20 protein-coding genes are annotated in these 22105 nt (G+C 68.3%); 10 read left to right on the top strand and 10 right to left on the bottom strand.

The window, feature by feature from the left end; genetic code table 11:
* Positions 1-46: 46 nt before the first annotated feature.
* Complete coding sequence (locus tag OHA64_RS23790) at positions 47-913, bottom strand: GNAT family N-acetyltransferase (RefSeq protein ID WP_405616262.1); 867 nt, start codon at positions 911-913, stop codon at positions 47-49.
* A gap of 193 nt (positions 914-1106) precedes the next feature.
* Here OHA64_RS23790 and OHA64_RS23785 point away from each other — a divergent pair, with 193 nt between their 5' ends.
* Both OHA64_RS23785 and OHA64_RS23780 read left to right on the top strand, forming a co-directional pair.
* Positions 1107-1739, top strand: coding sequence for an HAD family hydrolase (locus OHA64_RS23785; RefSeq protein WP_405616260.1), 633 nt, complete (start codon positions 1107-1109; stop codon positions 1737-1739).
* A gap of 399 nt (positions 1740-2138) precedes the next feature.
* Entirely contained in the window at positions 2139-3776 is a 1638-nt protein-coding gene (locus tag OHA64_RS23780; RefSeq protein WP_405616258.1) for a globin domain-containing protein, read from the top strand.
* A 48-nt stretch (positions 3777-3824) separates the two neighbouring features.
* Here OHA64_RS23780 and OHA64_RS23775 read toward each other — a convergent pair whose 3' ends face one another.
* The 5 genes from OHA64_RS23775 to OHA64_RS23755 all read right to left on the bottom strand — a co-directional run bounded on the left by OHA64_RS23775 (position 3825) and on the right by OHA64_RS23755 (position 7605).
* A complete protein-coding gene (locus OHA64_RS23775; RefSeq protein WP_405616256.1) occupies positions 3825-4307 on the bottom strand; it encodes an NUDIX domain-containing protein in 483 nt (160 codons plus the stop codon).
* Between the two features lie 87 nt (positions 4308-4394).
* Positions 4395-5336 carry a LysR family transcriptional regulator gene (locus OHA64_RS23770; RefSeq protein WP_405616254.1) on the bottom strand — a complete coding sequence of 314 codons (942 nt, stop codon included), beginning with the start codon at positions 5334-5336 and terminating at the stop codon, positions 4395-4397.
* A gap of 226 nt (positions 5337-5562) precedes the next feature.
* The gene (locus OHA64_RS23765) at positions 5563-6732 is read right to left on the bottom strand and encodes a cystathionine gamma-lyase (RefSeq protein ID WP_405616252.1); all 1170 of its coding nucleotides are present in this window, start codon (positions 6730-6732) and stop codon (positions 5563-5565) included.
* Entirely contained in the window at positions 6729-7220 is a 492-nt protein-coding gene (locus OHA64_RS23760) for a low molecular weight protein-tyrosine-phosphatase (protein ID WP_405616250.1), read from the bottom strand. Before OHA64_RS23760 ends, OHA64_RS23765 begins: the two co-directional genes overlap by 4 nt.
* A gap of 7 nt (positions 7221-7227) precedes the next feature.
* On the bottom strand, positions 7228-7605 hold the full coding sequence (locus tag OHA64_RS23755; RefSeq protein WP_405616248.1) for a phage holin family protein: 378 nt from the start codon (positions 7603-7605) through the stop codon (positions 7228-7230).
* Between the two features lie 58 nt (positions 7606-7663).
* On the opposite strand from OHA64_RS23755, the gene OHA64_RS23750 reads away from it, so the two are divergent.
* From OHA64_RS23750 to OHA64_RS23735, 4 genes are all read left to right on the top strand, one after another.
* On the top strand, positions 7664-7981 hold the full coding sequence (locus OHA64_RS23750; RefSeq protein WP_405624072.1) for a cupin domain-containing protein: 318 nt from the start codon (positions 7664-7666) through the stop codon (positions 7979-7981).
* A 157-nt stretch (positions 7982-8138) separates the two neighbouring features.
* A complete protein-coding gene (locus tag OHA64_RS23745) occupies positions 8139-8351 on the top strand; it encodes a DUF5326 family protein (protein WP_003991465.1) in 213 nt (70 codons plus the stop codon).
* A 424-nt stretch (positions 8352-8775) separates the two neighbouring features.
* Positions 8776-9594 carry an IclR family transcriptional regulator gene (locus OHA64_RS23740; protein ID WP_405616245.1) on the top strand — a complete coding sequence of 273 codons (819 nt, stop codon included), beginning with the start codon at positions 8776-8778 and terminating at the stop codon, positions 9592-9594.
* Between the two features lie 99 nt (positions 9595-9693).
* Positions 9694-10131 carry an SsgA family sporulation/cell division regulator gene (locus OHA64_RS23735; RefSeq protein WP_405616243.1) on the top strand — a complete coding sequence of 146 codons (438 nt, stop codon included), beginning with the start codon at positions 9694-9696 and terminating at the stop codon, positions 10129-10131.
* A gap of 90 nt (positions 10132-10221) precedes the next feature.
* Here OHA64_RS23735 and OHA64_RS23730 read toward each other — a convergent pair whose 3' ends face one another.
* Positions 10222-11898, bottom strand: coding sequence for a YibE/F family protein (locus tag OHA64_RS23730; protein WP_405616241.1), 1677 nt, complete (start codon positions 11896-11898; stop codon positions 10222-10224).
* A 253-nt stretch (positions 11899-12151) separates the two neighbouring features.
* On the opposite strand from OHA64_RS23730, the gene thiC reads away from it, so the two are divergent.
* Positions 12152-13936: a phosphomethylpyrimidine synthase ThiC gene (gene thiC, locus OHA64_RS23725; protein WP_405616239.1), complete on the top strand. Its 1785-nt coding sequence runs from the start codon at positions 12152-12154 to the stop codon at positions 13934-13936.
* A 380-nt stretch (positions 13937-14316) separates the two neighbouring features.
* On the opposite strand, the gene OHA64_RS23720 is transcribed toward thiC, so the two are convergent.
* The 3 genes from OHA64_RS23720 to OHA64_RS23710 all read right to left on the bottom strand — a co-directional run bounded on the left by OHA64_RS23720 (position 14317) and on the right by OHA64_RS23710 (position 17835).
* On the bottom strand, positions 14317-15180 hold the full coding sequence (locus OHA64_RS23720) for a hypothetical protein (protein WP_405616237.1): 864 nt from the start codon (positions 15178-15180) through the stop codon (positions 14317-14319).
* Between the two features lie 193 nt (positions 15181-15373).
* A complete protein-coding gene (locus OHA64_RS23715; RefSeq protein WP_405616235.1) occupies positions 15374-16456 on the bottom strand; it encodes a metallophosphoesterase in 1083 nt (360 codons plus the stop codon).
* A gap of 266 nt (positions 16457-16722) precedes the next feature.
* Complete coding sequence (locus tag OHA64_RS23710) at positions 16723-17835, bottom strand: LacI family DNA-binding transcriptional regulator (protein WP_405616233.1); 1113 nt, start codon at positions 17833-17835, stop codon at positions 16723-16725.
* A 452-nt stretch (positions 17836-18287) separates the two neighbouring features.
* On the opposite strand from OHA64_RS23710, the gene hisC reads away from it, so the two are divergent.
* The 3 genes from hisC to cydB all read left to right on the top strand — a co-directional run bounded on the left by hisC (position 18288) and on the right by cydB (position 22087).
* Positions 18288-19367 carry a histidinol-phosphate transaminase gene (gene hisC, locus OHA64_RS23705; protein WP_405616231.1) on the top strand — a complete coding sequence of 360 codons (1080 nt, stop codon included), beginning with the start codon at positions 18288-18290 and terminating at the stop codon, positions 19365-19367.
* Positions 19368-19550: 183 nt separating this feature from the next.
* On the top strand, positions 19551-21059 hold the full coding sequence (locus OHA64_RS23700; protein WP_405616229.1) for a cytochrome ubiquinol oxidase subunit I: 1509 nt from the start codon (positions 19551-19553) through the stop codon (positions 21057-21059).
* 20 nt (positions 21060-21079) lie between these two features.
* Complete coding sequence (cydB, locus tag OHA64_RS23695; RefSeq protein WP_405616227.1) at positions 21080-22087, top strand: cytochrome d ubiquinol oxidase subunit II; 1008 nt, start codon at positions 21080-21082, stop codon at positions 22085-22087.
* The last annotated feature ends 18 nt before the right edge of the window (positions 22088-22105 follow it).

The raw sequence follows: 22105 nt of genomic DNA, 5'->3' as shown, positions 1-22105 counted from the left end.
GCCGGTCCCCAGAACCTCCGGGGTCGGCACAGTTCTGGCGGCGCCTTCAGCCTGCTGCCACCGTCAGTGGGGCGAACCTCCGGCTCCAGTCACCGGGCAGTTCCGCGATGCCGTACGCCATGACCACGTTGAAGGCCATGGACATCAGTCCCCGCTCCTTCGCCCATGCCAACAGTTCTTCGTGCCGCACGTCGATGTCGGTGCGTAGCGGGCGGTCGGAGTGGGCGGCGAGAGAGGCGAGCAAGGCCTTCGCAGTCCGGGTGTCGCGGGCGATCAGCGGACCGACGACCTGGGTGTCCATGTTGGGCCAGGCGCCCGCGTACCCGATGACCCGGCCGTCCTCCTCGGCAACGCGCAACTGGTGGGCAAAGGCGGGCAGCCTGGTGATGATGTGGGTGCGATCGGCGCCGAACACCTCTTCGTCGAGTCGGAGGATGCCGGTGAGGTCCTCGGCGGTGGCGGGACGGGTGGCGATACCGGGATCCGTCCCACCCGGTGTGAAGTGTCCGCACAGCATTTCGGCCCGGCCGGTGATCTTGAACCCGATTTCTTCGTAGAGCGGGCGGCCGTTCGGTGTCGCGTGCAGGGTCAGCGGTGTGGTGCCCATGACCGAGACGATGTGTCGCATGAGTCGGCGCCCGACGCCTTGGCGGGCATGCCGTTCGGCGACCAGGACCATTCCGATGGCCCCGAGGTCGGGACGGTCCCGCAGGCCGTACTCGGTGACGACACATGCGGCGACGAGCCCGCCTTCGGGGTCGTCGATGCCGTAGCCCGTCCCGGCGGTGAGGAGGAAGCCCCACTTGTGTTCTTCGCGTGGCCACCCCCGGTCCTCGGACAAGTCGGCGCAGGCGCTGTGATCGCGAAGCGTCAGACGGCGGATGGGCAGAGCGCTGAGGGAAGGAGTCGGCACGCAGGTCAGGCTGTCCGACGTGTGACCTCGACGTCTACCTGTTTCCGCGGGACGTAGGCGCTTTTGGCCATCGCATAGCCAACTCCAGAGGGTCCGAACAGGCGCTAGGTGTTTCACGTGAAACATCGACGAACGGATTCTGTCCGCGGACGGTCGATCAAGGGGCGGCAATGCAGCCCGCTAGCCTCAGAGCATGGCGAGACTTCATCTCTTCGACCTCGACGGCACGTTGTTGCACGGAACCACGGCGCCTGTGGAGATCTCCCGGCAACTCGGTCTGGAAGCCGAGGCAGTGGCGCTCGACCAAGCCATCGGGGCGGGCCTGATAGGGCCGCCCGAGTACGCGGCAGAGGTGTACGCGCTCTGGGCCGAGCTCACTGAGGCACATGTGGTGGCGGCCTTCGACGGCGCACCGTGGCTGGCTCGGATCCGCGAGGTCTGGGCGGAGATCAGAGAGGCGGGCGATTACTGTGCCGTCGTCTCGCTCTCCCCGTCCTTCTTCGTGGAGCGGCTCATTCACTGGGGTGCGCACGCGGCGCACGGTTCGCTTTTTCCCGCAGTGCCCTTCACCGAGCCGGTGGACCCTGCAGGAGTCCTCAGCGCAGCGGCCAAGGTGCGGATCGCCGACCGGCTGTGTGAGGAATTCGCAGTCACACGGGCAGACTGCGTCGCGTACGGCGACTCGCTCTCCGACAGGGACCTGTTCGATGTGGTGCCCGTCTCCGTCGCGGTCAATGCGGACCGCCATCTGTCCGGTCGCGCGACCCATTCCTACGTAGGGAGGGATCTGTGGGAAGCCTACGAATTGGTACGGCTCGCCCGGTAATTGATGTAATCGATGGTTTGCCCGCACTCAATTCATGGTGGACGAGGCGGGACTTGTGTGCAGAGCGTCGGCCGGTATGGTCGACTCCGGTTCGGGTCGGAGCGAGGTGTGCATCCTGTGCACTCTGTGCCGACCCGGAGCAAGGCATTGCAGCCTAACGGGACGGAGAGATCGAGGATCCGTATTTCCGGTCGTTCGGCCGGGGTATCCCCACCGGTGGGACGCAGCGGTGAGAGTCCTGCGGGCAATGTCACACTCTCGCCTTACTTGTCCGTACGGAGCCGGAACGCAGGTTGAATGTGGCCGCATCGGCTGCGACAGCGAACGGGGAAAAGCAAGCCGTCTGCGGGGGGAAAGCAGGCACCTTCCGACCGAGGAAGTGCGCAGACCGACCGAAAGATGTTCGAGGCGAGGCACACCATGGACGCTCCGACCACCACGTCGGCCGACAACGGCACGTCCGGCGGCGGAGGCGGCTGGTTCACGCCGCACAAGCAGCCGACGGCGCCTCCTGGCGGCGAACGGGAGGCAGCCGAGGGCAGCCGCCTGGCGGCGATGCGCCCGGTGGGCAGGACCACGGCAGGAACCGGCACGACCCCTCCACCGGAGGGATCCACCCCGCCCACCACGGCCGACGACACGCAGTGGCCGGACTCGTCGGCCGCCGAGGACGGACCCCCTTCCTCGCCGGCGGACGACATACCGCCGCCCCTGACAGTCGGCGAACCGGCCTTGACAGGGGCCGTCCGGCTACAGGAAGCCGCGCCCGAGGCCCCTTCGATATCGTCCCCCGCTTTCGCCCCCGCCACGGCCCCCGCCCCGAGCGCGGCGCCCTCCGCCAGAGCCGAGCTCGGTGTGGCCTCGCCCACCGAAGCCCCGTCCACCGGACAGCGTGTCCCCGAGCAGCGGCCCGTCCCCACCCGGAACGCCTCTCCGGACGCTGTCCTCATCCGCGGGACCATGGCCGAGATCGGCCCAGTCGCCGACAAGGTCACGTCGTACTTCTACGCGCTTCTCTTCGTGCGCCACCCCGACCTGCGGCCGCTGTTCCCGGCGGCGATGGACACCCAGCGGGACCGCCTGCTGAAGGCCCTGCTCACCGCGGCCGAGCACATCGACAACACCGAAGTCCTCGTCGAATACCTGCAGAATCTCGGCCGCGGCCACCGCAAGTACGGCACTCAGGCCGAGCATTATCCGGCGGTCGGCGAATGCCTGATCGGAGCGCTGAGCAAATACGCCTCGGGGTGGGACACGGAGACGGAAGCCGCCTGGGTCCGCGCGTACACGACGATCTCGCAGGTCATGATCGACGCTGCGGCCGCGGATGAACTGCGATCCCCGCCTTGGTGGCACGCGGAGGTCGTCTCTCACGACCTCAGAACACCGGACGTCGCGGTCGTCACCGTCCGTCCCGACCAGCCCTACCCCTTCCTCGCCGGGCAGTACACGAGCCTGGAGACACCGTGGTGGCCCCGGATCTGGCGGCACTACTCCTTCGCCTCCGCACCCCGCTCAGACGGCCTGCTGTCGTTCCATGTGAAGGCCGTCCCGGCGGGCTGGGTCTCCAACGCCCTGGTGCACCGCGCCCGTCCCGGTGACATCATCCGGCTCGGACCGCCGGCAGGTTCGATGACCGTGGACCACACCTCCGACAGCGGGCTGCTCTGCCTGGGCGGAGGCACCGGCATAGCGCCCATCAAGGCACTCGTGGAGGACCTCGCCGAGCACGGGGAGCGGCGACCGGTCGAGGTGTTCTACGGCGCTCGTACCAATCACGACCTCTACGACATCGACACGATGCTCAGACTTCAGCAGTCCCACCACTGGCTCTCGGTCCGTGCGGTCGTCGACCAGCAGGCGCACCTGCAGCTCCCCGACGCCATACGCGAATACGGCCCGTGGAACGAGTACGACGTCTACCTGTCCGGCCCCCCCGGCATGATCCGCAATGGGGTGAGCGCGCTCAAGGACATCGGTATCCCGTTCGAGCGCATACGCCACGACTCGTTGGAAGAGCTCGTAGCCGCTCAGTGAGTTCCGACGTCCGTCGGGTCCGAACCGTCCGGTCAGATCTGGCGACTGTCACCCCAGGTCCGGTGCATGCATGGCGCGTACACCCTCGATGTTGCCGTCCAGATAGTGCCGAAGGGACAACGGCACGAGATGGACGGAGGCGATGCCGATCCGGGTGAAGGGCACTCGCACGATCTCGTACTCGCCGATGGGCTCGTCCACCTCGGGGCCGTGGCGCAGAGCCGGATCCATCGATTCCAGGTGGCAGACGAAGAAATGCTGCACCTTCACGCCGGTGGCGCCGCCATCCTCACCGATGTGCTCGACGGTGTCGACGAAGCAGGGCACCACGTCGGTGACCTTGGCGCCGAGTTCCTCATACACCTCGCGGTGGAGGGCGTCGACCACGGTCGGGTCGTCCGGCTCGACCCCGCCGCCGGGAGTGAGCCAGTAGGGATCCGTGCCAGGCTTGGTGCGCTTGATCAGGATCAGGTCGTCACCATCCAGCAGGATGGCGCGTGCGGTGCGCTTGACCACGGGTCGGACGGTCATGGGAGGAATGTGGCCCCGTTGGTTCCACGTGAAACATCGCGAGACGTCACCGGGTGAACCCAGCCTGTCACCAGCGGAAATCGGGGCTCAGCACCAGTCGCCGGCCGCGCGCAGAAGCCACTCGTGTGCCCGTGCGATATGCGGCATGGCGAGCGTTCCCGTCCGCACCGACAGGAAATACGTGCGCAGAGGTGGCACCGGGGGATCGTGCAGCGCGACGACGTCACCGCGTCGCAGAGCGGCCGCGCACAGATAACGAGGAAGCACGGCGAGCCCGGCGCCCGCGGCCGCGCACGCCAGAGCCGCACGCAGGTCCGGGACGATCACGCTGCCCGGGGCAGCGGGGCGGGAGTCGAAGACGGAGGCCCAGTAGCGGGAGACGAAAGGCAACGACTCGTGCACCTCGACCACGGGGACGCTCTCCAGCGCGTGCGCTCCCTTGACCGCCAGAACGTTCTCCAGCGCTCGTGCTCCTCTGCGGCCGGGTTTCCCGGAGCCGAGCAGTTCGACCCACCGCGGAGCGGCGACCAGGACGTGTTCCTCGTCGCAGAGCGGAGTCGCCGTGAGCAGGCCGCCGCGCGGACGGGCCGTACTGATGGCCAGATCATGATGTCCGGCGGCCAGCCCCTCCAAGGCTTCCTCGGCATTTCCGAAAGAGGTGCGCAGCGCGAAGCCCTGGCCGTCCTCGCCGGTCAGCGCGGTGAGCGCCGGTAACGCCCGCTCAGCGGTGAACTCGGGAGGGCCGACCAGATGCAGGGTGCGCAGAGATGACTCGTCGTCGAGACCGGTCTCGGTGATCTCCACCAGGGCGTCGAGGTGCGGGGCCGCCTTGTGGGCCAGTTCGTCCCCGATGGTCGTCGGGGTCACTCCACGGGCCTGCCGTAGGAACAGCGGGCGCCCCAGCTGTCGCTCCAGCGTACGGATCTGCGAGGTGACAGCCGGCTGGGACAGTCCGAGCAGAGCGGCGGCGCGGGTGAAGGAACCGGCCCGGTGCACCGTCACAAAGGTGCGCAGCAAGGCCAGATCCATGGCGACGCCCTCCCCCTTCCCTTCTCCCTGCCCGAGGCAGGGCCCAACTATAAATATGTCGATAGGCCTCTGTCGCTACTGTGATTGGACACTGACACAGAGTCAACTAGCCTTGGTCGCGCGGTTCTTCGCGCGCGGAACCGAGGACGGTCCGAGCCACGAGGGGGGAGGCTCGGACCGTCCGTTGTACGTGGAGGAGGCCGCAAACGGCGTTGGTGCGCCGTGGTCAGGGTGCCGACGCGTCCAAGGCTCGCAGCACATCCGCCACCAGGTCCTCGGGATCCTCGGCGCCGACCGAGAAACGGATGAAGCCCTCCGCCACGGCGTCGCCGCCCCACCGCCCGCGCCGCTCGGCCGTGGACCGCACCCCGCCGAAGCTGGTCGCGTCGTCCACCAGCCGGAGCGCGTCGAGGAAACGGTCGGCACGCGCCCGCGTGGCCAGCGTGAAGGAGACCACGCAGCCGTAGCGGCGCATCTGTCGCGAGGCGACCTTGTGCGAGGGATCGTCGGGCAGCCCGGGATAGCGCAGCCCGGTCACCTCGGGCCGCTCGCGCAGCGTCTCGGCGAGCACCAGGGCGTTCGCGTTCTGCCGGTCCGCCCGCAGGTGCAGCGTGGCGATCGAACGGTGCGCGAGCCAAGCCTCCATGGGGCCCGCGATCGCCCCGACGATCTTCCGCCAGCGGCGTACGGCGGCCATGGCCTCGGCACGGCGACCGGCGACGTATCCCAGGAGGACGTCGCCGTGGCCGGTGAGCTGTTTGGTGCCGCTGGCCACAGAGAAGTCGGCGCCCAGTTCCAGGGGGCGCTGACCGAGCGGTGTCGCCAGCGTGTTGTCGACCGCCACCAGGGCGCCACGCGCGTGTGCCGCCTCGACGAGCCGTCGGATGTCGCACACGTCGAGCCCGGGATTCGACGGGCTCTCGATCCACAGCAGTTTCGCGCCGTCGAGGACGTCGAGCTGAGCGTCGTTGCCGGTCGGCGCGGTCCGCACCTCGATGCCGTACGCCTCCAGCTGGGCACGCACCAGGGGCAGCGCCTGATAGCCGTCCTCGGGCAGGACGACCGTTTCCCCGGCGCGCAGCTGTGAGAAGAGCACCGACGAGACGGCGGCCATCCCCGAGGCGAAGACGAGCGTCTCGACGTCGTCCTGCCCGGGCGCCTCCAGATCGCCGATCGCGCGCTCAAGCAGGGTCCAGGTGGGGTTGTCGTCGCGGCCGTAGCCGTACGGACCCGTCACCTCGCCCGGCAGATGGAAGTGCGCGGCGAAGACCGGGCCGGGCAGGGCCGGTTCGTGCTTGACCGGCTCCGGCAGCCCGGCCCGCACCGCGCGCGTGCCGTCCCCGGTGCCCGGAGAACCCGCCCTGCCGATCTCGTCGCCCTTGCCGGCGTCGCTCATGCCGCCCGCCCCTCCACGTCATTTCGTACCGCGGTGAGTAGACCCTCGCTCGCCGCCTCCACCATCTCAAGGCACTCCTCGAAGCCGTCCATGTCCCCGTAATAGGGGTCCGGCACGTCGAGGGCGGCGCCCGCGGCGGGATCATAGGCGCGCAGCAGCCGTACCTTGTCCGCGTCCTTCGCGGTGGGTGCGAGGCGGCGCAGTGCTTTGAGGTGGCCGCCGTCGAGGGCGATGACGAGGTCGAGGCGGGCGAACCAGGAGGGCTGGAACTGCCGGGCGGTGTGCGTGCTGTCGTAGCCGTTGTCCACCAGGACGGTGACTGTGCGCGGGTCGGCCCCGTCGCCCTCGTGCCAGCCGCCCGTGCCGGCGCTGTCGATCTCCACCAGGCCGTCCAGCCCGGCCTCCCGCACGCGGGCGCGGAAGACCGACTCGGCCATCGGGGAACGGCAGATGTTGCCCGTGCAGACGAAGCAGACGCGGTAGGTCATGGCGTGCTCAGTCCTCGTCGGGCAGGACGACATGGAGCGCCCACGACACGATCGAGATGATCAGACCGCCCAGAACGGCCGTCCAGAAGCCCTCCACGTGGAAACTCAGGTCGATCTTGTCGGCCAGCCACGAGGTGAGCAGCAGCATCAGTGCGTTGACCACCAGGGTGATCAGGCCGAGGGTCAGGATGAACAGCGGGAAGGTGAGTACCTTCACGATGGGCTTGACCAGGAAGTTCACCAGGCCGAAGACCAGGGCGACGAGTATCAGTGTCCAGATCTTCTTGCCGGTGCTGTCACCTGTCAGGGTGATCTTGTCCAGCAGCCAGACGGCGACCGCCAGGGCGCCCGCGTTGGCGATCGTCTTGACTACGAAATTCTTCATGTGTCTGATCGTGGCAGACGAGATCGGTTACGAGTACGGGCAGGGGCGGACTAAGTCGATGAAGGCATTCCGGTTGGATGAACTGGAGGCGGAACGCGCCGCCAACGACGGCGCCTACCTGCAGTTCCTGCGGGAGCGGAACATGTCGGTCGGCCTGTACGCGCTCGACGCGGGCGAGCCTGACCCCCAACAGCCGCACAACCAGGACGAGGTGTACTTCGTCGTCAGCGGCCGGGCGGCAATCACCGTCGGCATGGAGACCACCCAGGTGGCGCGCGGCAGCGTGGTGTACGTACCGGCTGGTGTCGCGCACAAGTTCCACCACATCAGCGAGGACCTCCGGGTGCTGGTGGTGTTCTCTCCACCCGAGAGGTGACGCGCGACCTCGGGGTTCCCTAGGGGATCAGTCAGGGGCGGACAAGGGATGCGAGGCCCCCGTCGGCCCCCTCCTCGCCCTAGCATCGAGTGCAGGACATAGGAAGATCCGGCACCAAGGGCGCCGGGCGTGGACAGGTATCGGAGAGGTAAGGGCGATGCGAGAGATCTTCGCGGGACTGCCGTGGTGGGTTAAGTGGGTGGCGGTGCCGGTCATCGCCCTGGTCGTGTTCGGCGGGCTGATCGCCAGCGTCGTCGGCTTCGTCATCGGACTGCTGTTCAAGGTGCTGGTCTTCGTCGCGCTCGTCGGCGGACTGATCTACGTCGTACGGAAGTTCACATCCAGCTCCTCGTCGCGCAGCGACTGGTGAGCGCCAGGTGCGACGGGGCCGTCCCGGACGACGAATGAGAGGTTCACGCAGGGCAACCGGCGATCGGTAACAGGAATCACCGGTTCCCTCGCGCGAGGGAAGTTTCCCGGGCAGGGCGTCTGCGAGCGACGACGGGCCATTAGAGTCCGGGGTCGTCGCGGGGACGAACCCCCGTGAGCGGCGTACCAGCCCTCCCGTGTTCCCCAGCACGGGCCGCCCCCTCGCGCTTCGGGAGTGCCCCTTGGTCACGGTTGACACCGCCCACACCGAACCCCCCGGGCCCCCCGCCGACGTCCGGGCCGCCGTCCCGGCTCCGGGGCCCCGGATCCGGCCGCCTGAACAACCCGCACCGGCCACAGGACGGCCGCGCTCGACGACGTCATCCGTCGAGCGGCCCGCGCTGCCGACGCAGCCACGCTCGACGATGCCCCCTCCCGCGCGGCGGCAGACGCCTCCCACGCAACGGCACGCGGCGGAATCCTCCACGGCACCGCACTCCGCGACCCTGATCGGGTCGGTGCAGCGCGCCATGCGCCTGCTGGAGGCCGTCGCCGAGCACGAACACGGAGCACCCGCCAAGCAACTGGCCCGTGAGACGGGTCTGGCCCTCCCCACGGCGTACCACCTGCTGCGCACTCTCGTGTACGAGGGCTATCTCTCCCGGGACAAGGGATTGTTCTTCCTCGGCGAGGCAGCCGAGCGACTGGGCAGCAGCGGCGCGCGGCAGAAACGTCGCAGCACCGTCGTCGACACGCTCGCCGACTGGCGCGACGCCATCGGTGTCCCGGTGTACTACGCCATGTACCGCGACGGGGAGATCGAGGTCGTGTGCGTCTCCGACGCCCCGGGAAATCCGGCGGTCGAGGAATGGGCCGACTTCCGCGAGACCGGGCACGCGCACGCCATCGGCCAGTGCCTGCTGGCCCAACTGGACGAGGACGCCCGCCGCGACCACCTCGACCGGCACCCCGTGCAGTCCATCACCCCGTACACCGTGCGTGACAGCCACACGCTGCTACGGCGGCTCGAACGCATACGGCGCATGGATGCGGTGACGGAGCGCCAGGAGTACGCGCTGGGCACCGTGTGCGCGGCCATTCCGATCACGGTGGGCACGACAGCCGCGACCATGGCCATCTCTCTCCCCGCGCACCAGGCTGATCGTCTGCCTGCGGCGACGCGGCAGTTACAGAACGCCGTGGGGCGGCACCTCGGGTCGCTCGCGCTCTCTATCAGTATCTGAAAACTCACTCCTTGTGATCTAGCGCGCACGTTCAGCAAGATGCCAGCAGTGTCAGAGGGATCATTCCCGGCCAGACGACGTCACACGACGGGGTAGGCGATGCGAGAGTCCGTACAGGCAGAGGTCATGATGAGCTTTCTCGTGTCCGAGGAGTTGTCCTTCCGCATCCCGGTGGAACTGCGCTACGAGACCTGCGATCCGTATGCCGTCCGGCTGACCTTCCATTTGCCCGGCGATGCCCCGGTGACCTGGGCCTTCGGTCGTGAGCTGCTGATCGACGGAGTGGGGCGCCCGTGCGGGGAGGGCGACGTACGGGTCGCTCCCGCCGACACCGACACGCTGGGTGACGTACTGATCCGGCTTCAGGTCGGCAGCGACCAGGCCCTGTTCCGCTCGTCCACGGCACCGCTGGTCGCGTTCCTCGACCGCACCGACAAGCTGGTGCCGCTGGGCCAGGAGGGTGCGCTCGCTGACTTCGACGCCCACCTCGACGAGGCGCTGGACCGCATCCTGGCGGAGGAGCAGAGCGCGGGCTGAAGCGCCACGGCGCGCAGTAACGCTTCTGTTCGGGTGATCTCAGGGAGTGGGGCGGAGAAGGTGCGACCGAGGCCGGCCGAACCTTCCACGTCAGTGCTTGCGTCGACGTCCCTTCCCACCGCGTGCCGGAGCCGGGCGGTCAACCACCGGCACCGGTCCCGTCCCTGTGTCTCCTGCCCCTGCCGCAGCGGCGGACGTCCGCGTTTCGGGCCGGTCGGCCGAGACCACCAGGGCCGCGAGGGCCGTGGTGACCGGTACCGAGGCGACCAGGCCGATCGAGCCCACCAGCGTGCGCACGATCTCCTCAGCGACCAACTCGCTGTTGGCGACCGCGCCCACGCTGCTCTGGGCGATCGAGAAGAGCAGCAGCAGCGGCAGCGCGGCGCCCGCGTAGGCGAGGACGAGCGTGTTGACGACGGACGCGATGTGGTCGCGTCCGATGCGGATGCCCGCCCGGTACAGCCCGCGCCAGCCCATCGACGGGTTGGCCTCGTGCAGTTCCCAGACCGCCGACGTCTGTGTGACCGTCACGTCGTCCAGGACACCGAGCGAACCGATGATGACGCCGGCGAGCAGCAGCCCGCTCATGTCGATCGACGGGTACAGGCCGTGGATCAGTCCGGTGTTGTCGTCCGTGTTGCCGGTGAGTGCGGCCCAGCCGATGAACTGCGAGCCCAGGACGCCGATGAGGAACAGTGAGATCAGTGTGCCGAGCACTGCCACGGAGGTTCTGGCCGACAGCCCGTGGCACAGGTACAGGGCGATCAGCATGATGGCGCTCGCCCCGATCACCGCCACGAGCAGCGGGTTCGATCCCTGCAAAATCGCGGGCAGGATGAAGAAGTTCAGGATCATGAAGCTGATGGCCAGCGCGACCAGTGCCATGACACCACGCAGTCGGCCCACCACCACGACGGCAATGGCGAAGATCCCGGCGAGCAGCGCCATCGGCAGCCTGCGGTTCACGTCGGTGACCGAGTACTGCAGGTCCTTCGGCGCGGAGGGCTCGTACGCGACCACGACCTTCTCGCCCGCGTGCAACTGCCGGGACTGGTCCGGCTGAACGATCTCCGTGAACGTACGGTTCTTGTCCTTGCCGGTGTCGACCCGGATCGTGGCCCGCTTGCAGGTGCCGTTCGCCTGCTGCTGGGCGGACGAGCCCTCGGCGGTGGAAGTGTCGCCGGTCGGGACGTCCCCGGAGGCGTTCACCGACTTGCAGCTGACGCTCTCGATCTTTGTGACCGTCGCCTGCTGCGTCTGCCGGTCGAAGCCGACGCCGGTTCGCTCGTGGGCCGGCGCGCCGCCGGGCCACAGCACCGCGAGCCCGACCAGCACCGCGGCCCCGAACGGGATCAGGATGGCGGCGATGACCTTGCGCAGGTGCTGGGAGACGGGGGCAGCCGGACCATGACTGTGGCTGTGACCGTGTGAGTGGCCGTGTCCGCCGCCCTCGGAATCCGGCCCTGGCCTGCCACCGTCACCGGGCCCCTGGCCATGCCCGCCGCCGCCACCATCGCCCTCGCCTGGCCGGGGCCCAAAACCGCCATCGGAACCGTGGCCGTGCCCGTGTCCCGGCCCGCCACCGGGACCGTGCCCGTACGCCGGCCCGCCACCGGGCTCCGGCCTGCCACCTGGCCCGTATGCGCCACCGGGCCCGTACCCGCCACCCGGCCTCTGCCCACCACCAGAGCCGTGGTCGCCGTCTCCGCGACCGGACCCACGGCGCGGCTCGGGCGGTGGGTACGCAGGCTGATCTGTCGTGGTCACCGACCGATCATCCCAAGAACGACAGGGGCCCTCTGTTCAGCGCGCCCGAATTGACGCTAGCGTGGAGGCACCTTTGAACACGCGGGAGCTCGGAGCACCGGGCTGAGAGGGCGCTGACCTCCGTCCCAGCCATGTTTCACATGAAACATCGCCACTTGTGAGTGATGTTGCACACGAAACGTCGGCAGACGGAAGCCGCTGCGTCGACCGCCGAACCTGTTACCGGGTAATGCCGGCGTAGGGAGTAGGTCACATGACCAACAAGGACGCACGCACGCCTGCCTCCATTCAGGACGAAGAGTCCCAGGAGGCCGGGAAGTCCATCGGCTGGCACAAGGCGTACGTCGAGGGCTCGCGCCCCGACCTGCGGGTGCCGGTCCGTCAGGTGCACCTCACCAACGGCCAGTCGGTCACGCTGTACGACACGTCCGGCCCGTACACCGATCCGCTCGTCGAGACCGATGTCCGCAGGGGCCTGTCGCCAGTTCGGGAGAACTGGATCGTCGGCCGTGGCGACACCGAGGAGTACGCGGGCCGCCCGGCCCGCCCCGAGGACGACGGGATCAAGCACACCTCGCCCCGAGGAGGCCTGCGTAACCTCGACGCGGTCTTCCCAGGACGGCCCCGCCTGCCGCGCCGTAGTCGCGACGGGAACGCGGTCACTCAACTCGCGTACGCCCGCCGGGGCGAGATCACGCCCGAGATGGAGTACGTGGGCGTCCGAGAGAACGTTTCCCCCGAGGTGGTCCGGGAGGAGATCGCGGCGGGCAGGGCCGTGCTCCCTGCCAACGTCAACCACCCGGAGATCGAGCCGATGATCATCGGCAAGCGGTTCCTGGTGAAGGTCAACGCCAACATCGGCAACTCGGCGGTGACGTCCTCCATCGAGGAGGAGGTCGAGAAGATGACCTGGGCGACCCGCTGGGGCGCCGATACGGTCATGGACCTGTCCACCGGCCGCAACATCCACACCACCCGCGAGTGGGTGCTGCGCAACTCCCCCGTTCCCATCGGCACGGTGCCGCTCTACCAGGCTCTGGAGAAGGTCGACGGCAGGGCCGAGGAGCTGACCTGGGAGATCTACAAGGACACGGTCGTCGAACAGGCCGAGCAGGGCGTGGACTACATGACCGTCCACGCGGGCGTGCGCCTGCCGTACGTACCACTGACGGCGAACCGCAAGACCGGCATCGTCTCCCGCGGGGGGTCGATCATGGCCGCGTGGTGCCTCGCGCACCACAAGGAGAGTTTCCTGTACGAGCACTTCGAGGAACTCTGCGAGATCCTCGCGGCCTACGACGTCACGTACTCGCTCGGCGACGGCCTGCGCCCCGGTTCCATCGCGGACGCCAACGACGAGGCACAGTTCGCGGAGTTGCGCACGCTCGGGGAACTCAACCGGATCGCCAAGCGTTTCAACGTACAGACCATGATCGAAGGCCCGGGACATGTCCCGATGCACAAGATCAAGGAGAACATCGACCTTCAGCAGGAGATCTGTGATGAAGCTCCGTTCTATACGCTCGGCCCGCTGACGACGGACGTCGCGCCGGCGTACGACCACATCACCTCCGGCATCGGTGCCGCGATGATCGCCTGGTGGGGCACGGCCATGCTCTGCTATGTCACGCCCAAGGAGCACTTGGGCCTGCCCAACCGTGACGACGTGAAGACCGGCGTCATCACCTACAAGATCGCCGCCCACGCAGCCGACCTCGCCAAGGGGCACCCAGGTGCTCAGGAGTGGGACGACGCCCTGTCCGACGCCCGCTTCGAGTTCCGGTGGGAGGACCAGTTCAACCTCGCCCTGGACCCGGACACGGCACGGGAGTTCCACGACGAGACACTGCCGGCGGAGCCTGCCAAGACGGCTCACTTCTGCTCCATGTGCGGGCCCAAGTTCTGCTCCATGAAGATCTCCCAGGACATTCGTCGCCGCCACGGCGGAAGCCCGGAGGAGATCGAGGAGGGCATGGTCCAGAAGTCGAAGGAGTTCGCGGCGGCGGGCAATCGCGTGTATCTGCCGATCGCGGACTGACCCGCAGTCCTTCCGCCCGGCACAGCGGCCCGTTCCTGACCGGCCCGCGTCTGCCATGGACGCGGGCCGGACGGGGGCTGGGAAGCCGACGGAGAGAAGCGGACCACGGCCGGCTCTGTGCCCTCGCATCGGCGCACGCGGGGGTGGAGCACCCACTTCCACGCCCGGCCGAAGGACCTCAGGAGCACAGATCTCCAGCGGCGCATGAGCCGGCCTCCGCCGCCCGCCGGCGGCAGCGGTAGAGGACGGCGCAGCGGGTGGCCGCGGTGGATTGCCTTGGCGGATGGCGGACATCGGCTCGGCGGGCGGAGGGCCCGACGCCGGGTCGTCGGCTTGCGCTCCCCTGGGTGGGGGCGCAAGCCGAGAGGCTGTGCCGGTTGCTACTCCGGCTTGTGATCCGGCCCCCCGAAGTCCGGGCTGGTGTAGTCCGGGCTCGTGAAGCTCGGGCGCGAGCCGCCGGCGCCTTCGTCCGGGCTGCTGAAGCCGGGACGGCCGTAGCCGAGGTGCGGCATGCGGCTGGTCGGCGCCGGTGGTGCCGTACGGCGCAGTGCGGCGGTGCCGGGGTCCGCGAGCGCCTCTCGCAGAAACGGCAGGATGCCGCGCTCCAGGAGTGCCTCGCGCCAGGCTTCCCTGGCCCGGGTCACCTCCGCGCTCATCTCGCCGTACGTTCCGGCGGCGAGCGCGGGCCTGTTGCGCAGGGCGGTGAGGAGCAGCCCGACAGCGGCGACGAGGATCGCGGCCGCGGTCATGGCGCCGAACACCCATCCGGTGGTGAGCATGGTCTGGGCGAACGCCGGCTCGGGGTCGAGCATCTTCAGGATGTAGCCCACGAGCAGGAAGATCGCCGCGGCGGTTCCGGACAGGACGGGTGCCAGGACAGCGACGACGGCGACGGCGCCCGCGCCGGTGGTCTCGGCGACCTCTCCCATGGTGGTGGCGAGCCCCATCGCGCCGGTGCCCGGATCCGCGGAGCCGGTTGCGCGGTTGGACGACGGGGTGGACGGCGCCGGGTGGCGCAGTTCCTCGCGAACCTTCACGTAGTGCTGGTACTCGGTCGCCGCGGCCGCCGTGATGAGTGCGGTGGCGTTGAGCGCCATGGTGCGCAGCTGTTCCGGATTGAGCCGTTGTCCGACATCGGCCAATTCCGGACGGTGTGGTGCGGAGCGCAGCACCTCATCGAGGATCCGCTCGTATTCCTGGCGGTCCTCGTTCAGCAGGTGCTGCGGAACGCTGTTCATGTGCATCCCCCGATGCTCCGTAGGGCTTGGGGCTCGCACGCTGACGAGCCGTCGGGCAGAAACGGAGGGGAGCCTGCTACGGATAAGCCGATGGTAGAGCGATGACGGCACGGCGTGACAGGGGGTTTACCGAAAATGCCCTGTGGCCAGTGCCGTCGCCGGTCGGTCCTCCGTGGGGGAGCGCCTGCCCTGTGAACGTTCAGATATCCAACGGCAGTTGCTGGACCAGCAGCTTTCCGGCCATGGTCACGCCGCCGTCCATCGCGATGGCGAGCCCGTCGGCGTAGAGATGCGCTCCCTCGACCACGGGACCGGAGGTGTCCTCGCCGTCCTCGGAGCCGACCTGGCCCAGGAGATACGGGATGGGGCTGTGGCCGTGCACGATCCGGGTGCCGCCGTACATGTCGAGCAAGGAACGCACATGGTCGGGTCCGCCCTCGTCGCGGAAGGAGAACCGCCTGGTGAACTTGCGGAACAGGTCCCACACCTCGTCCGCGTCATTGCGCGTGATCGTCTCGCGAACGGTGTCGTTGACCGCTTCGATCGAGTCGCCGTAGTCGAGGTAGGCAGTGGTGTCGGAGTGGACGAGCAGATGGCCGTCGACCTCCTCCATGGCGTCGAGGCGGGCCATCCACTGCAGATGGTGGTCCTGGAGGCGGTCCATGTCGGTCTTCTGACCGCCGTTGAGCAGCCAGGCCGCCTGGAAGGTGGCGGTGCCCGCGCCGGAGTTGACGGGAGTGTCGCCGAACCGCTTGGCGCCGAGCAGCAGCAGCTCGTGGTTGCCCATGAGCGCCTTGCAGTAGCCGCCGGCCGCGGCGGCCTCGGCGGACAGCCGCATCACGAGGTCGATGACGCCGATGCCGTCCGGACCTCGGTCGGTGAAGTCGCCGAGGAACCACAGCCGTGCGGTGCCCGCGCACCAGTTGCCCGCGGCGTCCAGGAGCCCCTTCTCCTGGAGGGCGCCCACCAGCTCGTCGATATAGCCGTGCACGTCTCCGACGACGAACAGCGGACCGGGACCGGCCGTCGGCTGCGGGGCCGGTAGGGGTTCGGGGTCGACGGCCGTCTGAAGCGTGTCCCCCCGATTGATGACCGGCAGATCGCGCTCCGTCGGGGTGTAGCCCTCCGGGTGCTCCACCGGTTCCTCGACCGGGCTGACCGTGTCACCGGTGTGCACGCCCTGCGGGTACGGACCGGTCTCGTGGACGTACGCGGGCACCCGGAAGTCGCGCAACGTCGCCGTCCGCTCCACCTCGGGTCCCTGACCGGCCCCCTGAGTCATCAGACCCCTCCACCATCGCGCCGCACCTGCACCGCATCGGACTGCCTGGTCGCAGCGGCCCGCGGTGTCGTGGGCCCATCATAGGAATGCGGATCGCGCCGTGTGATGACCCAGGGGTGGTGAATCCGAGCAAGAGTCCAGTTCACCGCGGCATTCGCCCCGATTGGGCAGGTCTTCGACCGCGGCGTGACCAACGTCGCTGCGCATCGCGACGACCCTTGCCCCGCCCCGTGGAACGCGCTTGCCATCCCCCGACCGCTGCGGCGCTACTTCTCCTCGGGCGACCGCGGCGGGCTGACCGTCGTCCGCGGCGGACGTCGCTGGGACGAGGTACGCACGATCAGTTCCGTCGGTATCACCTGCTCGACCGGCTGGTCCGACTCGACCCCCTCGATGGCGTCGATGAGGAGCTGGACGACGGCCGTGCCGATATGGCGCGGTTTCAGGGAGAGCGTGGTGACGGGCGGCTCGGTATTGGAGTAAACGGCGGATTCACTGCAACACACCAGAAGCAGGTCGTCCGGTACGCGCAGTCCGTAGCGACGGGCCGCGGCGAGCAGGTCGGTGCCGTTCGGGTCGAAGAGTCCGTAGACGGCGTCGGGACGGTCGGGGCGGGCCAGCAGCCGGTCGGCGGCTACAGCTCCCGCGCACGGATCGTGCGCGGGATAGGCCTCGTACACCGGATCCTGGCCCACACGCTCGCACCAGCGCAGGTAGGCGGTGGTCGACAGATGGGTGTACGTGTCCGTGGTGGTCCCGGTCAGCAGGCCGATCCGCCGGGCGCCGGCGTCGGCCAGGTGGTCGAGGATGCCGAGTACGGCGGCCTCGTGGTCGTTGTCGACCCAGGCGGTGACCGGGAGCGCGCCGGCCGGGCGGCCGTCGGAGACGACCGGCAGACCTTGGCGGACCAGTTCGCTGACGACCGGGTCCTGGTCGGAGGGGTCGATGACGACCGTGCCGTCGAGAGCGACGTTCGACCACACGTCGTGGCGGGAGGTCGCGGGGAGGATGACCAGGGCGTAGCCGCGGGCCAGCGCCGCCGAAGTGGCGGCCCGCGCCATCTCCGCGAAGTACGCGAATTCGGTGAAGGTGAAAGGTTCATCCCCGTACGTCGTCACCGTCAGACCGATCAGTCCGGACTTGCCGGTACGGAGTGTGCGGGCGGCGGCCGACGGCCGGTATCCCAGCCGGTCGGCGACCTCGCGGACATGGCGTCGGGTGGCGTCCGGGAGCCTGCCCTTCCCGTTGAGGGCGTCGGAGACGGTCGTGATGGACACTCCGGCGGCGGCGGCAACGTCTCTGATGCCCGCCCGTCCCGGCCGGCTGCCTCGCCGTGAGGTTTCCGCGCGGCTCACCTGGTGCTTCCCTGCTGCTGTCATGGCGAGCCGATAGTAGGGCTCATGCGGTGGGGTAGGGCGGACGCATATGCACGCGTTGACAGGCACGTTTCTGCAAGGGTGCCATGGGTCAATTGCCTTGGAAACTAAGGTAGTTGAGTGATCCATGGATAGGACGTGACTTGTCGGCGTGCACCGGCCTGCCAAGTCGCCGATGTTTCGAAGCGGTCTCAACTCACCTTTACGAGGGATGCGCGCTACGGCGCGAGCTACCGGCGCGTAGATATATGTGGCCGCGCCCCTGGATTCGTATGCCTTCGTACGGTGATGCCCCTGATGCGGTTGGGGCGTCGGCCGCGACGTCCGAGGTGCGGGCCGCGTCGTGGGACGAGGTCGTCGCGCACCTGTACGCAGCCGGGCCGAATCCTCATAAGGTGAGGACCAATGGAAGCCGGTGGTGCTGACGTCCGCCGGTGGTCACGAGGAGGACTGCGGTGAGCGAGACGAGCCCCAAGCTGCGTGCCGAGCTGGAGGGTATCCCCACCTATGTGCCCGGCAAGCCCGCCGCGGCCGACGGCCCGGTGGCCTACAAGCTGTCCTCCAACGAGAACCCGTATCCGCCGCTGCCCGGCGTGCTGGAGACCGTGACGGCCGCCGTCTCGTCGTTCAACCGCTATCCGGACATGGCCTGCACGGACCTGATGAACGAACTGTCCGAACGCTTCGCCGTGCCCCTGTCCGACCTGGCCACCGGCACCGGCTCGGTCGGGGTCGCCCAGCAGCTGATCCAGGCGACGTCCGGACCCGGCGACGAGGTGATCTACGCCTGGCGGTCCTTCGAGGCGTACCCGATCATCACGCGGATCAGTGGGGCCACACCGGTGCAGGTGCCGCTGACGTCGGGTGATGTGCACGACCTGGACGCCATGGCGGACGAGATCACCGAGCGGACCCGGCTGATCTTCGTCTGCAACCCCAACAACCCCACGGGCACGGTCGTACGGCGGGCCGAGCTGGAACGGTTCCTCGACCGGGTGCCCGGAGATGTGCTGGTCGTGCTGGACGAGGCGTACCGCGAGTTCATCCGCGACGCCGAGGTGCCGGACGGCGTGGAGTTGTACCGTCGGCGGCCGAACGTCTGCGTTCTGCGCACGTTCTCCAAGGCGTACGGCCTCGCCGGGCTGCGCGTCGGCTTCGCGATCGCCCATGAGCCGGTGGCGGCGGCGCTGCGCAAGACCGCGGTGCCCTTCGGGGTGAGCCGGCTCGCGCAGGACGCGGCGGTCGCCTCACTGCGGGCCGAGGACGAACTGCTCGGCCGGGTCGGCTCTCTGGTGTGCGAGCGCTCCCGCGTGGTCGACGCGCTGCGCGCCCAGGGCTGGACGGTGCCGGAGACCCAGGCCAACTTCGTGTGGCTGCGGCTGGGGGAGCGCACGGTCGAGTTCGCACGGGTGTGCGAGCAGGCGGGGGTGATGATCCGGCCGTTCGCGGGCGAGGGTGTGCGGGTCACGGTCGGAGAGACCGAGGCGAACGACATCTTCCTCAAGGCGGCGGAGGGGTTCCGCAAGGAGCTCTAGCCAGGCCTGACGACAAGGGGGGTCCCGCAGAAGGGGACCCCCCTTCCCATGTCGAAAATCCGTACGTCATAATTGCTTGTGAATGTGAACGCGTTCACAAGCGTGTCCCGGTTACTCCAGTGATGTGTGTGACAAAAGGGGCAAAGAGCCGCTGTATCTCGGCGATGTAAGGAGAGTGACGACGTGGAACTGGCTCTGGCGCCGGAGACCCTGGCGCGCTGGCAGTTCGGAATCACCACCGTCTACCACTTCCTGTTCGTCCCGCTGACGATCTCGCTGGCCGCTCTCACGGCCGGACTGCAGACCGCGTGGGTGCGCACGGAGAAGGAGAAGTACCTCAGGGCCACCAAGTTCTGGGGCAAGCTCTTCCTGATCAACATCGCGATGGGTGTGGTCACCGGCATCGTGCAGGAGTTCCAGTTCGGCATGAACTGGTCCGACTACTCACGCTTCGTCGGGGACGTCTTCGGCGCCCCGCTCGCCTTCGAGGCACTGATCGCCTTCTTCTTCGAGTCCACCTTCATCGGCCTGTGGATCTTCGGCTGGGACAAGCTGCCCAAGAGGATCCACCTGGCGTGCATCTGGATGGTCTCGATCGGCACGATCCTGTCGGCGTACTTCATCCTGGCGGCCAACTCCTGGATGCAGCACCCGGTCGGCTACCGGATCAACGAGGCGAAGGGACGGGCCGAGCTCACCGACTTCTGGCTGGTACTGACCCAGAACACCGCGCTCGCCCAGGCCTTCCACACCCTCTCCGCGGCCTTCCTCACCGGCGGTGCCTTCATGGTCGGCATCTCCGCCTTCCATCTGCTGCGCAAGAAGCACATCCGTGAGATGAAGACCTCGCTGCGCCTCGGCCTGGTGACCGTCGTCGTCGGCGGCCTGCTCACCGCGGTGAGCGGCGACACCCTCGGCAAGATCATGTTCGAGCAGCAGCCGATGAAGATGGCCGCCGCCGAGGCGCTGTGGGACGGCGAGGCGCCCGCGCCCTTCTCCGTCTTCGCCTACGGCGACGTCGACGCCGGCCACAACAAGGTCGCCATCGAGGTCCCGGGCCTGCTGTCCTTCCTCGCGAACGACGACTTCAGCTCGTACGTTCCGGGCATCAACGACGTCAACAAGTCCGAGCAGGAGAAGTTCGGTCCCGGTGACTACCGGCCCAACATCCCGGTCGCCTACTGGGGCTTCCGCTGGATGATCGGTTTCGGCATGACGTCCTTCGCCATCGGACTGGCCGGGCTCTGGCTCACCCGCAAGAAGTTCCTGCTGCCACAGCACCTCAGGGTCGGCGACGACGAGGTGCCGCATCTCGTCCTCTTCAGGAAGAAGGCCCTCGGTCCGACGCTCACCACCTGGTACTGGCGCATCGCGATCCTGACCCTGGCCTTCCCGCTGATCGCCAACTCCTGGGGCTGGATCTTCACCGAGATGGGCCGCCAGCCGTGGGTCGTCTACGGCGTCCTGCAGACCAGGGACGCGGTCTCCCCCGGTGTCTCCCAGGGCGAGGTCCTCACCTCGATGATCGTCTTCACCAGCCTGTACGCCATCCTCGCCGTCGTCGAGGTCAAGCTGCTCGCGAAGTACGTGAAGGCCGGCCCGCCCGAGCTCACCGAGGCCGACCTCAACCCGCCCACGAAGATCGGCGGCGACTCCCGTGACGCCGACAAGCCGATGGCCTTCTCGTACTAGGCCGAGGGAGCTGCACAGTCATGGAACTTCACGACGTCTGGTTCGTACTCATCGCCGTCCTGTGGACCGGCTACTTCTTCCTGGAGGGCTTCGACTTCGGGGTCGGCGTCCTCACCAAGCTGCTCGCCCGCGACCGGACCGAGAAGCGGGTGCTGATCAACACCATCGGCCCTGTCTGGGACGGCAACGAGGTATGGCTCCTGACGGCCGGCGGTGCGACCTTCGCCGCCTTCCCCGAGTGGTACGCCACGCTCTTCTCCGGCTTCTACCTGCCCCTGTTGCTCATCCTGGTCTGTCTGATCGTCCGGGGTGTGGCCTTCGAGTACCGGGTGAAGCGGCCCGAGGAGAACTGGCAGCGCAACTGGGAGACCGCGATCTTCTGGACCTCACTGATCCCGGCGTTCCTGTGGGGTGTGGCCTTCGGCAACATCGTGCGGGGCGTCAAGATCGACCAGAACTTCGACTACGTCGGCACCGTCTGGGACCTCCTCAACCCGTACGCGCTCCTCGGCGGTCTGGTGACCCTGACGCTGTTCACCTTCCACGGCACGGTGTTCACGGCACTCAAGACCGTCGGGGACATCCGGGTGCGGGCACGGAAGCTGGCGTCGGTCGTCGGTCTGGCCGCCGCGGTACTGGCGCTGGTCTTCCTGCTGTGGACACAGGTCGACGGCGGTGACGGCAAGAGTCTGGTCGCGCTCGTCGTGGCGGTCGGCGCCCTGGTCGCTGCCCTCGTCGCCAACCAGGCCGGACGCGAGGGCTGGTCGTTCGCCCTGTCCGGGGTCACCATCGTGGCCGCCGTGGCGATGCTCTTCCTGACGCTCTTCCCGAACGTCATGCCGTCCTCGCTCAATGAGGACTGGAGCCTCACCGTCACCAACGCCTCATCCAGCCCGTACACCCTGAAGATCATGACGTGGTGCGCGGCGATCGCCACGCCCGTCGTCATGCTCTACCAGGGCTGGACCTACTGGGTGTTCCGCAAGCGGATCGGCACACAGCACATCGCCGCCGACACCGCTCACTGAGTCCGACAGGGAGTTCGG

The organism is Streptomyces sp. NBC_00076 (assembly GCF_045041235.1).
GTDB lineage: Bacteria > Actinomycetota > Actinomycetes > Streptomycetales > Streptomycetaceae > Streptomyces.
This window is presented reverse-complemented; position numbering and strand designations above follow the sequence as displayed.

Excerpts from the sequence above, each read along its gene's own strand:
- OHA64_RS23785 (WP_405616260.1), top strand. The coding sequence starts at position 1,107 with ATGGCGAGACTTCATCTCTTCGACCTCGACGGCACGTTGTTGCACGGA.
- OHA64_RS23720 (WP_405616237.1), bottom strand. The coding sequence starts at position 15,180 with ATGCACATGAACAGCGTTCCGCAGCACCTGCTGAACGAGGACCGCCAG.
- OHA64_RS23770 (WP_405616254.1), bottom strand. The coding sequence starts at position 5,336 with ATGGATCTGGCCTTGCTGCGCACCTTTGTGACGGTGCACCGGGCCGGT.
- cydB (WP_405616227.1), top strand. The coding sequence starts at position 21,080 with ATGGAACTTCACGACGTCTGGTTCGTACTCATCGCCGTCCTGTGGACC.
- OHA64_RS23750 (WP_405624072.1), top strand. The coding sequence starts at position 7,664 with ATGAAGGCATTCCGGTTGGATGAACTGGAGGCGGAACGCGCCGCCAAC.
- thiC (WP_405616239.1), top strand. The coding sequence starts at position 12,152 with ATGACCAACAAGGACGCACGCACGCCTGCCTCCATTCAGGACGAAGAG.
- OHA64_RS23765 (WP_405616252.1), bottom strand. The coding sequence starts at position 6,732 with ATGAGCGACGCCGGCAAGGGCGACGAGATCGGCAGGGCGGGTTCTCCG.
- OHA64_RS23745 (WP_003991465.1), top strand. The coding sequence starts at position 8,139 with ATGCGAGAGATCTTCGCGGGACTGCCGTGGTGGGTTAAGTGGGTGGCG.
- OHA64_RS23715 (WP_405616235.1), bottom strand. The coding sequence starts at position 16,456 with ATGACTCAGGGGGCCGGTCAGGGACCCGAGGTGGAGCGGACGGCGACG.
- OHA64_RS23755 (WP_405616248.1), bottom strand. The coding sequence starts at position 7,605 with ATGAAGAATTTCGTAGTCAAGACGATCGCCAACGCGGGCGCCCTGGCG.
- OHA64_RS23780 (WP_405616258.1), top strand. The coding sequence starts at position 2,139 with ATGTTCGAGGCGAGGCACACCATGGACGCTCCGACCACCACGTCGGCC.
- OHA64_RS23710 (WP_405616233.1), bottom strand. The coding sequence starts at position 17,835 with ATGACAGCAGCAGGGAAGCACCAGGTGAGCCGCGCGGAAACCTCACGG.
- OHA64_RS23735 (WP_405616243.1), top strand. The coding sequence starts at position 9,694 with ATGCGAGAGTCCGTACAGGCAGAGGTCATGATGAGCTTTCTCGTGTCC.
- OHA64_RS23740 (WP_405616245.1), top strand. The coding sequence starts at position 8,776 with ATGCCCCCTCCCGCGCGGCGGCAGACGCCTCCCACGCAACGGCACGCG.
- OHA64_RS23775 (WP_405616256.1), bottom strand. The coding sequence starts at position 4,307 with ATGACCGTCCGACCCGTGGTCAAGCGCACCGCACGCGCCATCCTGCTG.
- OHA64_RS23760 (WP_405616250.1), bottom strand. The coding sequence starts at position 7,220 with ATGACCTACCGCGTCTGCTTCGTCTGCACGGGCAACATCTGCCGTTCC.